Annotated in this window: 11 protein-coding genes; 5 read left to right on the forward strand and 6 right to left on the reverse strand. The window is 60.4% G+C overall.

Going from position 1 to position 13837, the window contains the following annotated elements; genetic code table 11:
- Positions 1–22: 22 nt before the first annotated feature.
- On the reverse strand, positions 23–1318 hold the full coding sequence (locus HF675_RS03660) for an MFS transporter (RefSeq protein WP_105232528.1): 1296 nt from the start codon (positions 1316–1318) through the stop codon (positions 23–25).
- Positions 1319–1689: 371 nt separating this feature from the next.
- Complete coding sequence (locus HF675_RS03665; protein WP_187044064.1) at positions 1690–2634, reverse strand: LysR family transcriptional regulator; 945 nt, start codon at positions 2632–2634, stop codon at positions 1690–1692.
- 114 nt (positions 2635–2748) lie between these two features.
- Between HF675_RS03665 and HF675_RS03670 the strand changes: the two genes are divergently transcribed.
- From HF675_RS03670 to HF675_RS03685, 4 genes are read left to right on the forward strand one after another with little or no spacing between them, the layout of a single operon-like run.
- Positions 2749–3924 (forward strand): fumarylacetoacetate hydrolase family protein, encoded by a 1176-nt coding sequence (locus HF675_RS03670; protein WP_105232526.1) that lies wholly within the window; start codon positions 2749–2751, stop codon positions 3922–3924.
- Positions 3925–3977: 53 nt separating this feature from the next.
- Positions 3978–5372, forward strand: a complete 1395-nt coding sequence (locus HF675_RS03675; RefSeq protein WP_187044065.1) for an MFS transporter — start codon at positions 3978–3980, stop codon at positions 5370–5372.
- Positions 5362–7146 carry an IlvD/Edd family dehydratase gene (locus tag HF675_RS03680; RefSeq protein ID WP_105232524.1) on the forward strand — a complete coding sequence of 595 codons (1785 nt, stop codon included), beginning with the start codon at positions 5362–5364 and terminating at the stop codon, positions 7144–7146. Before HF675_RS03675 ends, HF675_RS03680 begins: the two co-directional genes overlap by 11 nt.
- Positions 7147–7164: 18 nt before the next feature.
- Complete coding sequence (locus tag HF675_RS03685; RefSeq protein WP_187044066.1) at positions 7165–8745, forward strand: aldehyde dehydrogenase (NADP(+)); 1581 nt, start codon at positions 7165–7167, stop codon at positions 8743–8745.
- A gap of 17 nt (positions 8746–8762) precedes the next feature.
- On the opposite strand, the gene HF675_RS03690 is transcribed toward HF675_RS03685, so the two are convergent.
- Genes HF675_RS03690 through HF675_RS03705 form a run of 4 tightly spaced genes read right to left on the reverse strand, consistent with a single transcriptional unit; the run spans position 8763 to position 12582 of the window.
- Positions 8763–10079: an APC family permease gene (locus tag HF675_RS03690; RefSeq protein ID WP_222618803.1), complete on the reverse strand. Its 1317-nt coding sequence runs from the start codon at positions 10077–10079 to the stop codon at positions 8763–8765.
- Between the two features lie 53 nt (positions 10080–10132).
- Positions 10133–11434 carry a cytosine permease gene (locus HF675_RS03695; RefSeq protein ID WP_187044068.1) on the reverse strand — a complete coding sequence of 434 codons (1302 nt, stop codon included), beginning with the start codon at positions 11432–11434 and terminating at the stop codon, positions 10133–10135.
- Between the two features lie 20 nt (positions 11435–11454).
- Complete coding sequence (locus tag HF675_RS03700) at positions 11455–12144, reverse strand: PAS and helix-turn-helix domain-containing protein (protein ID WP_187044069.1); 690 nt, start codon at positions 12142–12144, stop codon at positions 11455–11457.
- A 27-nt stretch (positions 12145–12171) separates the two neighbouring features.
- Complete coding sequence (locus tag HF675_RS03705; protein ID WP_187044070.1) at positions 12172–12582, reverse strand: GNAT family N-acetyltransferase; 411 nt, start codon at positions 12580–12582, stop codon at positions 12172–12174.
- Positions 12583–13502: 920 nt separating this feature from the next.
- Here HF675_RS03705 and HF675_RS03710 point away from each other — a divergent pair.
- Complete coding sequence (locus HF675_RS03710) at positions 13503–13799, forward strand: hypothetical protein (protein ID WP_187044071.1); 297 nt, start codon at positions 13503–13505, stop codon at positions 13797–13799.
- Positions 13800–13837 lie beyond the last annotated feature (38 nt).

Consider the following 13837-nt stretch of genomic DNA (forward strand, 5'->3'; position numbering starts at 1 on the left):
GATGTCATTCCTGGCTGCGGGATTAATGTGAGGTTTGCAGGGTCAAGGTGCGACGGCGGTACAGATACAGCGTCGCCAGCAGGGCGCACACGGCGGCAAAGCTCATCCAGTAGCCCGGCGAGGCCTTATCCCCGGTGAATTCGATCAGCGCGGTGGATATCACCGGCGTAAAGCCGCCGAATACCGCCGTCGCCAGGCTGTAAGCCAGTGAGAAACCGGCAACCCGCACTTCCGTCGGCATAATTTCCGTCAGCGCCGGGATCATGGCGCCGTTGTACAGGCCGTAAATAAAGGACAGCCACAGCAGTACGCTCAGCATCATCGAGAAGGTGGGGGTGGCGGCCAACAGCGCCAGCGCCGGATAGGCGGTAGCCAGCGCCAGCAGCGTCATTGCCACCAGAACCGGCTTACGGCCGAAGCGGTCCGACAGGGCGCCGCCCACCGGCAGCCAGATGAAGTTTGAAATGGCGACCAGCAGCGTCACCAGCAGGCTGTCGGAGGCGCTCAGCATCAGCACTTTTTTGCCGAAGGTCGGCGCATAGACGGTAATCAGGTAAAAGGCGGTGGTGGTCATTGCCACCATCAGCATACCGGCGATAACCACCTGCCAGTTGGCGAGCAGCGTGCGGAAAACCTGCCGCATCGCCAGGTGGTTGCGGCGGGCGCTGAATTCCTCGGTTTCTTCCAGTTTGCGGCGTAAAACAAAGATAAAGGGCACGATGGCGCAGCCTAGCAGGAACGGTATGCGCCAGCCCCATTCACGGATCGCGCTCTCTTCCAGCGCCGCATTCAGGGCAAAGCCGATCGCCGCCGCCACCATGATGGCGACCTGTTGGCTGCCGGACTGCCAACTGGTGTAAAACCCCTTGCGGCCCGGCGTGGCGATTTCCGCCAGATACACCGAAACGCCGCCCAGCTCTGCGCCGGCGGAGAAGCCCTGCAGCAGACGCCCGAATAGCACCAGCAGCGGCGCCCACAGCCCGATGCTCTGATAAGACGGGATCAGCACAATCAGGAAGGTGCCGGCGGCCATGATCGACAGCGTGACGATCAGCCCCTTACGGCGGCCGACTTTATCGATGTAGGCGCCCAGCACCACCGCGCCGATGGGGCGCATCAGAAAGCCGGCGCCGAAGACGGCGAAGGTCATCATCAGCGAAGCAAATTCACTGCTGGCCGGGAAAAAGGTATGGGCGATATAGGTGGCATAAAACCCGAACAGGAAGAAATCAAACTGCTCAAGAAAGTTGCCTGAGGTTACGCGCAGTATCGCGCCGGCGCGTCCCCGGGCTGTCATGGGTGAGGTCGATGAGTGCATGGTTGTCTCCAGTTTGTCAGTGGCGCTTTTGGCTGCGTCTGCTCTGGAGACTGCAGGAACGGGGGAGAGTAAATAAGTGCAATTTACACATGGATTGATGTGTCCGGCACATCAATCGGCGGCAGCCGTAGGAAATCGATTATGTTAACAATGGGTTAATAATGGCTGACGGGTATGTCTGTTAGTAAGCAGGGTAACTGTTAGGTTGCTATTTTGTGACGGGGTTCATAGGCGGGGTGAGCGGGGGGCGACATGGGTATTACAGCATATCGGACCTGATCCTGGTCGGCGACCCCCTGCAAGATAAATCCTGCTGGTCAATGAGTTACACTTGATGTTGGCGGGTGCGGCATGTTCTGAAGCCAGCTCTCTTACGTTTCGGCCAACGTTTCCGGCTCCAGCAACAGCGCCATAAACTCCCGGGCGATCTCGGTAAGCGGTTCACTGCGCCGGGTCAGTACGCCATATTCCTGCGGTGCCAGCCGTAGATCGGTGTTCAGCACGCTCAGCAGTCCCCCGTGCAGATGAGCGGCGGCCATGGCTTCCGGCAGCATGCCGATCATCGGGCCGCCCTGTAGTACCTGAAGGAAGGTCTGCATCGAGATGGTTTCAACGGTATTGTGCGGCGTGGCAACGCCGGCCGCCGCGAAGGCCTCCTCCATCTGGCGACGAATCGGCGTCCCTTGAGGGTAGAGGATCCACGGCCATGCCAGGAGTTCTCCCAGGGTGTAGCGCCGATCCTGCCCGGCCAGCGGATGGCGGCGATTCACCACCAGGCAGAACGGTTCCGGCCCCATCGGGCGGAAGTCGAACAGCTGTTGCTGTTGAGGCTCGGTAAAACGACCGATAGCCAGGTCCAGGGTGCGTGCCTTTAGCATTTCCATCAGATGATCGCTGGTCTGTTCCACCACTTCAATCGCCAGCAGCGGCCAGCGCTTTTTGATACTGATGATGGCCTGGGGCAGCGCCACCGCCGTGGCGGCGAAGATCCCTCCCACCCGCAGGTGTCCGTGGCCACCGGCCCGCAGACTGTCGATGCGCGCCACAAATCCCCGCGCATCGTTGAGCGCAATCTGCGCGTAGCGCACCACCTCGCCGCCCAGCGCCGTGGGCGGCATACTGCGCGGCAGGCGCTCAAACAGCGTGAAACCGAACTGGTTCTCGATCTCCCTGAGCATTTTACTGAGCGCGGGCTGGCTCAGGCTCATCTGTTCGGCCGCCAGATGCATATTCCCGGTACGACCAAGAGTATCTATCAACAACAGATGGCGGAACTTTAGCCAGTGACAGAAGCTGGTAAACGACATATCAGACATAGTGCGCCCTTGAATAACCGATAACCCCTGGTTATCGATGACTGAATGAATGCCATTGGAGTTTATCTCTCCCGCCGCATAACGTAACGGCAACAACAATGAGGAGAAACTCCCATGACCATCGCTCTGAATCCTGCAAACACCCTGCCCGAAGACGGAACCCGCGGCTGCCTGATCGGCCGCGCCTGGGTTCCCGGCCCCTGTCCCGGTCCTTCGCCGGTAGTTATTCGCGGCGACGACGTCTTCGATATTTCGCAACAGGCTGCCACCGTCGCCGGACTTCTGGAACTGGAAAACCCCGGGGATGTGATACGCCAGACAAAGGGACGCCATATCGGCTCACTTTGTGAGCTGCTGGCCAACGGCGGCGATGCGCCGGACCCTGCACGCCCGTACCTGCTATCCCCCATCGACCTGCAGGTGATTAAGGCCGCCGGGGTCACCTTCGTCGACAGCATGCTGGAGCGGGTGATCGAGGAGCAGGCCGCCGGCGACGGTGAACTGGCCAGCGGCCTGCGGGCCCGTATCTACGATCTCACCGGCCCGGATCTGCGGGCGGTCAAACCCGGCTCCGAACGGGCCGCCGCCCTGAAGCAGTTGCTGATTGAACGCGGCCTGTGGTCCCAGTATCTGGAAGTCGGCATTGGCCCCGACGCCGAGATCTTTACCAAGGCGCCGGTGCTGGCCAGTGTCGGCAGCGGCGCCGCCATCGGCATTCATCCCCATTCCAGCTGGAATAACCCGGAGCCGGAAGTGGTGCTGCTGGTTAACAGTCGCGGCCGGATTCAGGGGGCGACGCTGGGCAACGACGTCAACCTGCGTGACTTCGAAGGGCGCAGCGCGCTGCTGCTCAGCAAAGCCAAGGACAATAATGCCTCCTGCGCCATCGGCCCCTTTATTCGCCTGTTCGATGACAGCTTTACCCTGGATCACGTACGCAACTGCGAGGTGGAACTGACGGTTCAGGGCGAAGAGGGTTTCCAGCTTCACGGACTGAGCGCCATGAGCGCCATTAGCCGCGATCCTGAAGAGCTGGTCAGGCAGACCCTGAACGCCAACCACCAGTATCCCGACGGCTTTGCGCTGTTCCTGGGCACGCTGTTCGCTCCCACCCAGGACCGGGATCGCCCCGGCGCCGGTTTTACCCACCGGCCCGGCGATATCGTCACTATCGGCACGCCGATGCTGGGCGCTTTGCGCAATCGGGTCACCACCAGCGACCAGGCACCGCCCTGGACCTTCGGTCTGCGCGCGCTGTTCGACAATCTGAGCCGGCGCCGCCTGCTGTAACGCCCGCCATCCTGAAATCACGCTGTAAGGCAATCCCACTGAAGGAGCATGCTATGCGTGTACAGAATCACTCTTCTACGCCCGATCCGCGCCAGCTGCGGCGGGCAATCTTCACCGGCGCCGTTGGTAGCGCGCTGGAGTATTACGATTTTGCCATTTACGGGCTGGCGTCGGCGCTGGTCTTCGGCCATATTTTCTTCCCCTCGCTGGGGGTTACCGGTGCGCTGTTGGCAAGCTTCGCCACCTATGGCGCCGGGTTCCTGGCCCGGCCTTTCGGCGGCCTGTTTTTCGGTTCGCTGGGCGATCGCAAAGGCCGCAAACTGGTCTTGCTGATCACCATCGGGCTGATGGGGGTCGCCACCACGCTGATCGGCCTGCTGCCCGCCGGGCCGCTGGGCGCCGTGCTGCTGGTTGCCCTGCGGCTGCTTCAGGGCTTCGGCGCCGGCGCTGAACAGTCCGGCGCCGCCACCCTGATGGCGGAGCTGGCGCCTCCGAAACGCCGCGGCTGGTATGCGGCACTGCCCTTTATCGGCGTTTTTTCCGGGCTGGCGCTGGCGACCATCACCTTTCGGGTTATGCAGTTGTTGCTGAGCGAACAGCAGATCCTGAGCTGGGGCTGGCGCATTCCTTTCCTGCTGAGCGTGGTGTTGATCGCCGTCGCTATCTGGGTGCGCTTAAGGCTGAAAGAAAGCCCGGTGTTTAAGACCCTGGAAACCCAGCAGCAGGTGATTAAGACGCCGATGCGGGCGGTCATGCGCGACGCGCGACGTCCGCTGGCCGCCACCATTCTGATGCGCATGGCGGAAACCGGCAGCTCCACCCTGTACGCCACGGTGTCCATCGCCTTTCTGACCGGCTACGCCGCCACCCAGGCCCAGCAGAGCGCCGCCTTCGCGCAGATCGGCACCAATGCCGTACTGCTGGCCAGCGTGGCGAGCGTCATCACCACGCCGCTGTTCGGCGCCCTGTCGGACCGCGTGGGGCGGTTGCGGGTTTACCGCGCCGGGGCGCTGTTCTGCATGATCTGGGCCTTCCCGGCCTGGATGATGATCGCCAGCGGCAATCCCTGGCTTATCACTCTGGCGATCGTCGGCGGTTTTGCCATCGGCGCCAACAGCATGCTCGGGGCTCAGTGCGCCCACTTCACCGAGCTATTCGGCAACCGCTACCGTTATTCCGGCGTGGCGCTTTCCCGCGAGGTCGGCGCGCTGCTTTCCGGCGGACTGGCGCCGCTACTCGGGATCTGGCTCACAGGACTGGCCGACGGCGCCCCCTGGGTGCTGGCCGCATACACTATTGTTCTGGGGGGCATTACGCTCGCCGGTAGCTGGCTTTCCGTGGAAACCCGCGGCCGCGACCTGACACTGATTCAGGATGCCGTCGGCCGGTCACCCCGTCATCGCGCCCCGGGCGCCATACTAATAAGAGAGAAAAATCATGAAGGATAAACCGGTACCCAAACTGCGCAGCCAGCGCTGGTTCGACGATCCTGAACACGCCGATATGACGGCGCTGTACGTCGAACGATATATGAACTACGGACTGACCCGCGAGGAGCTGCAATCCGGGCGTCCGATTATCGGCATCGCTCAGACCGGCAGCGATCTGACCCCCTGCAACCGCCACCACCAGGCGCTGGCGGAACGGGTGAAGGCCGGCATTCGCGATGCCGGCGGCATTCCGATGGAATTTCCGGTTCACCCCATCGCCGAGCAGAGCCGCCGTCCCACCGCGGCGCTGGATCGTAACCTGGCCTATCTGGGGCTGGTGGAGATCCTGCACGGCTATCCTTTGGATGGCGTGGTGCTGACCACCGGCTGCGATAAAACCACGCCTGCCTGCCTGATGGCGGCCGCCACCACCGATCTGCCTGCCATCGTACTGTCCGGCGGGCCGATGCTCGACGGCCACTATAAAGGGGAGCTGATTGGTTCCGGCACGGTGATCTGGCATGCACGCAACCTGCTGGCCACCGGCGAAATCGACTACGAAGGCTTCATGGAGCTGACTACCGCTTCTTCGCCGTCCATCGGCCACTGCAACACGATGGGGACCGCGCTATCGATGAACGCGCTGGCCGAAGCGCTCGGCATGTCGCTGCCGGGCTGCGCCAGCATTCCGGCTCCTTATCGCGAGCGCGGGCAGATGGCCTATCGCACCGGCAAACACATCTGCCAAATGGTGTGGGACGATCTGCGTCCGTCGAAGATTCTGACCAAAGCGGCGTTTGAAAACGCCATTACCGTTGCCTCGGCGCTGGGGGCATCCAGCAACTGTCCGCCGCACCTGATCGCCATCGCCCGCCATGCCGGTGTTGCGCTGACTCTGGATGACTGGCAGCGGGTGGGCGAAGCGGTGCCGCTGCTGGTGGACTGCATGCCTGCCGGACGCTATCTGGGGGAGGGCTTCCACCGCGCCGGCGGGGTTCCGGCGGTGCTGCATGAATTGCAGAAAGCCGGTCGCCTCAACGAATCCTGCCTGACGGTCAGCGGCAAAGCCATTGGCGACATTGCCCGCGAGTCCGGCAACCACAATGCGGATGTGATTCACGACTGGGAAAATCCGCTTAAACACCGGGCGGGCTTCATTGTGCTGAGCGGCAACTTCTTCGACAGCGCGATTATGAAGATGTCGGTGGTAGGTGACGAATTCCGTAAAACGTGGCTCAGCGAACCCGGTGCGGAAAACTGCTTCGAGGCGCGGGCCATCGTGTTCGATGGCCCGGAGGATTACCACGCGCGGATTAACGATCCCGAACTGGCGATTGACGCCCGCTCGATTCTGGTGATCCGCGGCGCTGGTACCGTCGGCTATCCCGGCAGCGCTGAAGTGGTCAATATGGCGCCGCCGACGGCGCTGCTGAAACAGGGGGTAACCTCGCTGCCCTGTCTGGGGGACGGACGCCAGAGCGGCACCTCCGCCAGCCCGTCGATCCTCAATATGTCGCCGGAAGCCGCCGTCGGCGGCGGGCTGGCGCTGCTGCAAACCAACGATCGTCTGCGGGTGGATCTTAACCAGCGCCGGGTCGATCTGCTGATTGACGATAGCGAAATGGAACGCCGTCGGGCGGCCTTTACGCCCACGCATCCGCCTTCTCAGACGCCATGGCAGGAAATTTACCGCAGCATGGTCGGCCAGCTTTCCACCGGCGGCTGCCTGGAGCCGGCGACCCTCTATTTGCGGGTGGTTAATGACGACAACTTACCCCGACATTCACACTAACGAGATGAGCATCAGGTCATGAAGATTACCGGATACAACTTTATCGGCAGCGAACGCAGCGCCCAGGGAGATACCGTACTGGAAAGCCTGGACGCGGTCAGCGGCGAAGCGCTGCCGTGGCGTTTTTATCAGGCCACCGAACAGGAGGCTGCCGCCGCCTGCGAGGCGGCCCGTCGCGCCTTTAGCGTTTATAGCCGCCTGGCGCCGGAACATCGGGCCCGGTTTCTGGAAGCCATTGCCGATGAGCTGGATACGCTGGACGACGAGTTTCTGGCCCTTGCCAGCCGGGAGACGGCGTTGCCCGTGGCCCGGTTGCGCGGTGAACGCGGGCGCACCAGCGGCCAGATGCGGCTGTTTGCCAGCGTACTGCGGCGCGGCGACTGTCTGGGAGCCCGTATCGATACGGCGTTGCCGGATCGGCAGCCGTTGCCGCGCCCCGATCTGCGCCAGGCGCGGCTTGGCGTGGGGCCGGTGGCCGTGTTTGGCGCCAGCAACTTCCCGCTGGCGTTCTCTACCGCCGGCGGCGATACCGCGGCCGCGCTGGCGGCGGGCTGCCCGGTGGTGTTTAAGGCCCACACCGGCCATATGGCAACGGCGGAATGCGTTGCCGACGCCATCCTCCGCGCCGCGCGCCAGACCGGCATGCCCGCAGGCGTGTTCAGCATGATTTACGGCACCACCATCGGCGAAGTGTTGGTCAGACATCCGTTGATTCAGGCGGTGGGGTTTACCGGCTCGTTGCGCGGCGGACGGGCCATTTTCGATATGGCGGCCAGCCGTCCGCAGCCGATTCCGGTATTTGCCGAAATGAGCAGCATCAACCCCATCATTCTGCTGCCGGAAGCCCTGCGCCGCCGTGGGCCGCAGATCGCCCGCGAGCTGGCGGATTCCGTGGTGCTGGGCTGCGGCCAGTTCTGCACGAACCCGGGGCTGATTATCGGCGCGGCAGGGGCGGAATATAGCGAGTTTCTGCTGGCGCTGCGTGATGAAATGGCCAGCCGCCCGGCGCAGGTGATGTTGAATGCCGGGATCCTGCAGCACTATCGTCAGGGGCTTACCCGGCTGAGCCGGCATCCGCAGGTTGAAACGCTGACCGGCGAAGCGCGTGACGATAATCAGGCTGCTCCCTGGCTGTTTAAGGCCGATGCCGCCTTGCTGGCCAGCGGTGATGAGCTGTTGCAGGAAGAGGTGTTCGGCCCGGCGACCGTGGCGGTGGAGGCCGGCAGCGCACGGGAGTTATTGCAGGCGCTACAGGGAATGCACGGCCAGCTCACCGCGACGCTCATCGCCGAGCCGGACGATCTGCGCGACTGCCGCGAGCTGGTGAATCTGCTGGAAGAGAAGGCGGGGCGTCTGCTGCTGAACGGTTATCCCACCGGCGTGGAGGTGTGCGACGCCATGGTGCACGGCGGCCCCTGGCCTGCCACGTCGGACGCCCGCGGCACCTCGGTGGGCACCCTGGCTATCGATCGCTTCCTGCGCCCGGTCTGTTATCAGGATTATCCCCAGGCGCTGCTGCCGGATGCCCTGAAGGATGAAAACCCGCTGGGGATTAACCGACTGGTGAATGGCGTAACCACCCGCGAACCGCTGCGTTAAACGACGAGGCCGCTGCTTTAAAATGCCGCCCGACGGCGCCACAGCACCACCAGCCCTACCAGCAACCACAGCGCCCCGGCCGCCAGCGCCGGGGTGTGAATATGGAACAGCACCGGCGCCAGCACCGCGATCCCCAGCAACGGCACCAGCCCGCAGGCCAGCAGCGCGCGCAGGCTGCGCAGGCGGCGCTTCACCAGAAACAGGCCGATTACCGAACAGTGCAGCAGAATAAAGCCGCAGATCGCCCCCACATCCACAAACGAGACCAGCTGCGACAGCCCGTTGTCGACGCTGGCGGCGACTACCGCCAGCACGGTGTTGACCGCGGCGGCGGCCAGCAGCGCGGTCACCGGCAGCCCGCTGCGTTTGCCGACCTGGCTGAGGGAACCCGGCAGCACGCCGCTACGCCCCATACTGAACAGCAGCCGCCCCGCAGCCGCTTGGCCCACCATGGCGGAAAAGGCCGCCCCCAGCGCTTTCACAAAGGCCAGCGCATCGCCCAGCCACGGAGAGATAGTGTCGCCGACAATCACATAATAGGCTTTACCCTGAAGCTCAGGCTGTTGCGCAAGCGTCTGACTGTCCCAGGGACTGAGCAGCGCCCCGAGCCAGGTCTGAGCGACAAACAGTGCTCCCGCCAGAATCAGGCACCACAGGGTCGCCCGACCGGGCTGATTGCGGGAGCCTTGGTTTTCTTCAGCAAACGTGGAGATGGCGTCGAAGCCCAGGTAAGAGAGCACGGCCACGGAGACGCCGGTCAGTACGGCACCGCTGCTGATGCCTTCCGTTCCCAGAAAGGGCGCCAGCAGCGGCCGGTTAAATCCCTGCTGCCACAGCACCCATAGCCCGCCGGCCAGAATCAGCGCCAGTACGATCAGCTCGGCTATCAACACCGTCATGGTGACCCGTCGGGTTTTATGCAGCCCGGTCAGATTCAGGGCCGTGGTTGCCACGACTGCCAGCAGCGTCCAGGCCCAGACCGGCACCGCAGGCACCAGCGCGTTTAACGAAATACCGCTAAACAGATAGGCCACCGCCGGAATAAACAGATAATCCAACAGAATGATCCAGCCGGCGATAAAACCCACTCGAGGGGTAATTCCTTCCCGGGTATAGGCATACACCGCCCCAGCGTTGGGCACCGCCCGCGACATCAGCGCATAGGACCAGGCGGTAAAGCCCATAACCACGGTGGCAATCACATAAACCAGTGGCACCACTCCGCCGCTGGTGGCGTCCAGCGTGCCAAACAATCCTACCGGCGCCGCCGGGCCAATAAACAGCAATCCCATAATCACTAAGTCGCGCATCCGCAAAGAACGAACCAGTGCCATCCCCATCACCTTTGATTGTTATTATCTGAACCGACGTCGCGCGCGAGCGGCAATCAGAGCGGCTTTTGCGAGGCCAGCGGTTTTTGCGCCCGGCTGAAGGCCAGTTTGAGCACCCAATACAGCAGGCTGGCGGCTACCAGGGAGTTGATCGTCGGCACGCCCCATTCGGTCGCCAGGCCGACGGCGCCGCCGATGATGCTGGCGACGATCGCCGCCCAACCAATAGTCGGTGTTTCTTGCGGCAGCTGGCCTGTGCGGCGGCTTTCGTCCAGGATTTTGCGGTGGCTGCGCAGCAGATAGTAATCTACCAGCATGATGCCGATAATCGGCGGGAAGACGACGCCGAGCACCGTCAGGAAGTCGACGAAACGGTCGAGAATGCCCAGTACTGACAGCGTGGTGCCCAGAATGCCGATCGCCAGCGTGGTGTAGGTGTACTTGAGCTTTTTGCCGGTGATGCCTTCCACTGCGTTAACGATGCCTAATGAAGAGGAGTACAGGTTAAGATCGTTGACGCGCAGGGTAGAGAACACCACCACCAGCAGGCCAGCGCCGCCGGCTGCCTGTGACATGATGGTCACCACGTCTGCGGTGCCCAGCGTTTTGGCGATCAGGATCGCCAGGCCGTTAACCACGAATTCACCGGCGACGATAGTAAAGATCGTAACGCCGAGCACGTGCTTGCCGTTTTTGGAGTAACGGGTCAGATCGGGCGTCATCAGGCTGGCCACGATGGCGCCGCCAACGACGATGGTGATGCCGGCGCTGATGGTCAGCGGTTTGCCCGGCGGTGCGAGTTGGATAATCTCCTGAAGGTTGTGGCCGGAAATCGCGGTCAGCGAAATATAGGCCACCAGCATGATGAACATTGGCACCGCGATGCGGGCGGCGATGCGCAGCGCTTTGAAGCCGAACGCGACCAGAATGGTCAGCAATGAGCCTGAAAGCCCGGCGGCCAGGCCAAAGCCCAGTTTATTGCCCAGCGCGAAGTCGAGCGACTTGGCGAAAATGGCGTTTTGAATGCCGAACCAGCCCAGCAGACTGACGGCCACCACCATGCCGATCAGCACCGACCCCAGACGGCCGAAACCGCACCAGCGCGCCAGCAAACTGCCGGAAATCCCTTCGCGCATGCCCGCCAGGCCCAGGCCGTAGGTCACCACGCCGAAGATCAGGCTGCCGACGAAAATAGCACTGAAGGCGTCGATCAGCGTCATGGCGTTGCCGAGCACGGCGCCGAGCATAAATTGATCCAACGCGGTCAGCATGCCCATATGTACGATGGCTACGCTTAAAAACGACACTCTTTTATCCTGCGGCACCCGGGTGAGCGGATAATCTTCGATCTTTATCACGGTGAGAGCTTCCTTGTGGTTCAGATAAACTGAATGCCCTTGGTTATCAGGCGGTCGGGAATGTAACTATCCAGATTAGCGTATTTGCAATACTCTTCGAATTGCTGCTGAGTATGCACGTTGGCTTTCTGGTAAATGTTGTAAATGCGGTTTTCGATGGTTTTATTGCTGACGTTATAGATTTTGGCGATCTCTTTCACCGTGAACCTTTGCAGCATAAGGAAAATGACATCGAACTCGGCGCGGGTGAACTGCTCATTATTGACCTCGGTGGTCAAGATGCTGGGCTTTTGCTGATTGATGTATTTCAGCGGCGACAGGCTGTTCATCGGTTTGGCGTTCCAGATTACGCCAATGACCTGTTTGTCGTCGTTATAGACCGGCAGCTTTTCGCTGATAAACGGCATCAGGCTGTCTTTACCGTACCAGTAGTGTGTTTCGATCACCGTAACCCGATCGCGCGCCGCTTCGGTCATTTTGTCGTGCTCGATGAAGTCGGCGGCAGAGTCGGCCCAGTCGGCGGGGAATTCGTGGTCATATTTGCCGGCGACGTCGAAGTTCAGCGGCGTATTGGTATAGAGATAAGCGGCACGGTTCATATAGAGGTGGCGGGACAGCTGATCTTTGATGCCCCAGGGTTCGCTCAGGTGCTCCATCATGGTAATGAGGGACTTAAAATAAGATTCATTACTTTTATGCGAGGAACCCATATTCACCTTTGAGCTGCGCCGGCCGTGTTACAGATTTTTCGCCAGATAATGACGGGTATGGCGATGTGCGTAATTGCCCAGTTCACCGTAGACCTGGTAGCCCAGTTTTTCGTAGAAGCCTCTGGCCTGGAAGTCGAAGGTGTCGACATAAGCCATATGGCAGCCGCGCTTACGGGCTTCTTCTTCGGCCAACTGCATCAGTTGGCGGCCGTAGCCGCTATTGCGGCATCGATCGCCGACCCACAAATATTGCACTTCCAGGCCGCCCCACCAGGTGCGTGCCACCAGGCCGCCGACGATTTGCTGATTGTCGTCGGTGACGGTCAGAAACAGCGGGTGAATATCTACGGGCTGTGTTTTATGGTTGTGCGCCCAAAGGCTGTCTATAACGAACGCTTCATCCTGCGGGTTAGGTTTGTCGGTGATGTTGATATTCATTTAAATGTAACTACCTGATTAAATTATTTAAAGTTGGATTTATTGTCTTGACGATAACTTGTTTTATTATCACTTTTGTTAATATGTTTCAAGGGTGATTTTCACCCTTTTGCATCAGGTGAGGGGACACTTATAGTGAAATCGACAGGGTGAGGAAAATGGTGAAACAGGCGCTGCCTGAACGCTGAAATGCCCTGCTTACGCCATCTTTTCCTAACTTGCGCCTCACCAGGGTTCCATTAGGAAAACTGCAGACAGTTATGGCTCCACCGAGTAGAGCAAGCCGACTTGCCGCCGGGAGAGCCACTTTATTTTTGACCTACCCATCCGCACCCCGCCCCAGGCCATAACCGGAATATCGAGCTTGCGGGCCGCCAGTTGCTGGCTCTGAGGGGCTGATTATAAAACTCGAAGCCGGTCCGCAGGCCGCCCGCGGCTGAATAGCACCTCACAAACTCATCAAGATCTGATTCTGTAGTTATCTGTGGACTATAAGAGTAGGTTTTGAAAAAGTAGCTCAGGTATTCATGCTCACGTCCGGTAACCAGCAACTGTGCCAAATCAGACGCCTGATGAAAGCCAAAATGCCAGTACTCTTTTTCAGCATCATCATCGCTTTCGTTTTTATGCCGCTTTTTGCTCTAAAGAGGTGTTATATCGTGATGTTGTTGAACGCCACCACTCTGACGTTGGCAAGAAATTGTGGGGAGAGTTTTTGTGTGATGGGAGTGCCTACCATGCGGTGGTGCGCTATCTGACCAGAAAAAATACTCGAAAGGCCGCCTGCTCCCACTATCGGATACGGCTAAATCGGTAATATTGCTTTGGCCAGCGCTGAGCGGTTCCCAATAGACCGTGATTAAAATCGTATAATTGCCTGTTTTTCATATGATCATTCCAACAATTGAGACAGGAAAATTATGGACGAAAGTAAACTCAACGCACTGACGGCCGAACTGGCAACGCTTTTGCTGGGCCAAAAACCTGACACTGAGCATGGCCAGCATGGCAACTGTTGGGATACTCGTTCTAATAGACTTTCAAATACCGAAGCGGACTGGCCCGCGCTCTGGCCCACGCCGATATCTTCGACTACATTGAAAGGTTCTGCAATTGAGCACAACGATGTGGCAGCCTGGGTCACGTCAGTCCGCGGGCCTTTAACCGGCCTCGGCGTGCGGAAAAGAAACGTTTATGGTTGTGGGGGCAGTCCATAATGGCTTTCCCCGGAGGTTAAACAATAATTACTGGACGA

This window comes from Serratia sp. JUb9, assembly GCF_014298095.1.
In the GTDB taxonomy this organism is placed as follows: Bacteria; Pseudomonadota; Gammaproteobacteria; order Enterobacterales; family Enterobacteriaceae; genus Serratia_B; species Serratia_B rhizosphaerae.

Coding starts and splice junctions, on each gene's coding strand:
- HF675_RS03660 (WP_105232528.1), bottom strand. CDS start 1,318: ATGCACTCATCGACCTCACCCATGACAGCCCGGGGACGCGCCGGCGCG.
- HF675_RS03665 (WP_187044064.1), bottom strand. CDS start 2,634: ATGTCTGATATGTCGTTTACCAGCTTCTGTCACTGGCTAAAGTTCCGC.
- HF675_RS03670 (WP_105232526.1), top strand. CDS start 2,749: ATGACCATCGCTCTGAATCCTGCAAACACCCTGCCCGAAGACGGAACC.
- HF675_RS03675 (WP_187044065.1), top strand. CDS start 3,978: ATGCGTGTACAGAATCACTCTTCTACGCCCGATCCGCGCCAGCTGCGG.
- HF675_RS03680 (WP_105232524.1), top strand. CDS start 5,362: ATGAAGGATAAACCGGTACCCAAACTGCGCAGCCAGCGCTGGTTCGAC.
- HF675_RS03685 (WP_187044066.1), top strand. CDS start 7,165: ATGAAGATTACCGGATACAACTTTATCGGCAGCGAACGCAGCGCCCAG.
- HF675_RS03690 (WP_222618803.1), bottom strand. CDS start 10,079: ATGGCACTGGTTCGTTCTTTGCGGATGCGCGACTTAGTGATTATGGGA.
- HF675_RS03700 (WP_187044069.1), bottom strand. CDS start 12,144: ATGGGTTCCTCGCATAAAAGTAATGAATCTTATTTTAAGTCCCTCATT.
- HF675_RS03705 (WP_187044070.1), bottom strand. CDS start 12,582: ATGAATATCAACATCACCGACAAACCTAACCCGCAGGATGAAGCGTTC.
- HF675_RS03710 (WP_187044071.1), top strand. CDS start 13,503: ATGGACGAAAGTAAACTCAACGCACTGACGGCCGAACTGGCAACGCTT.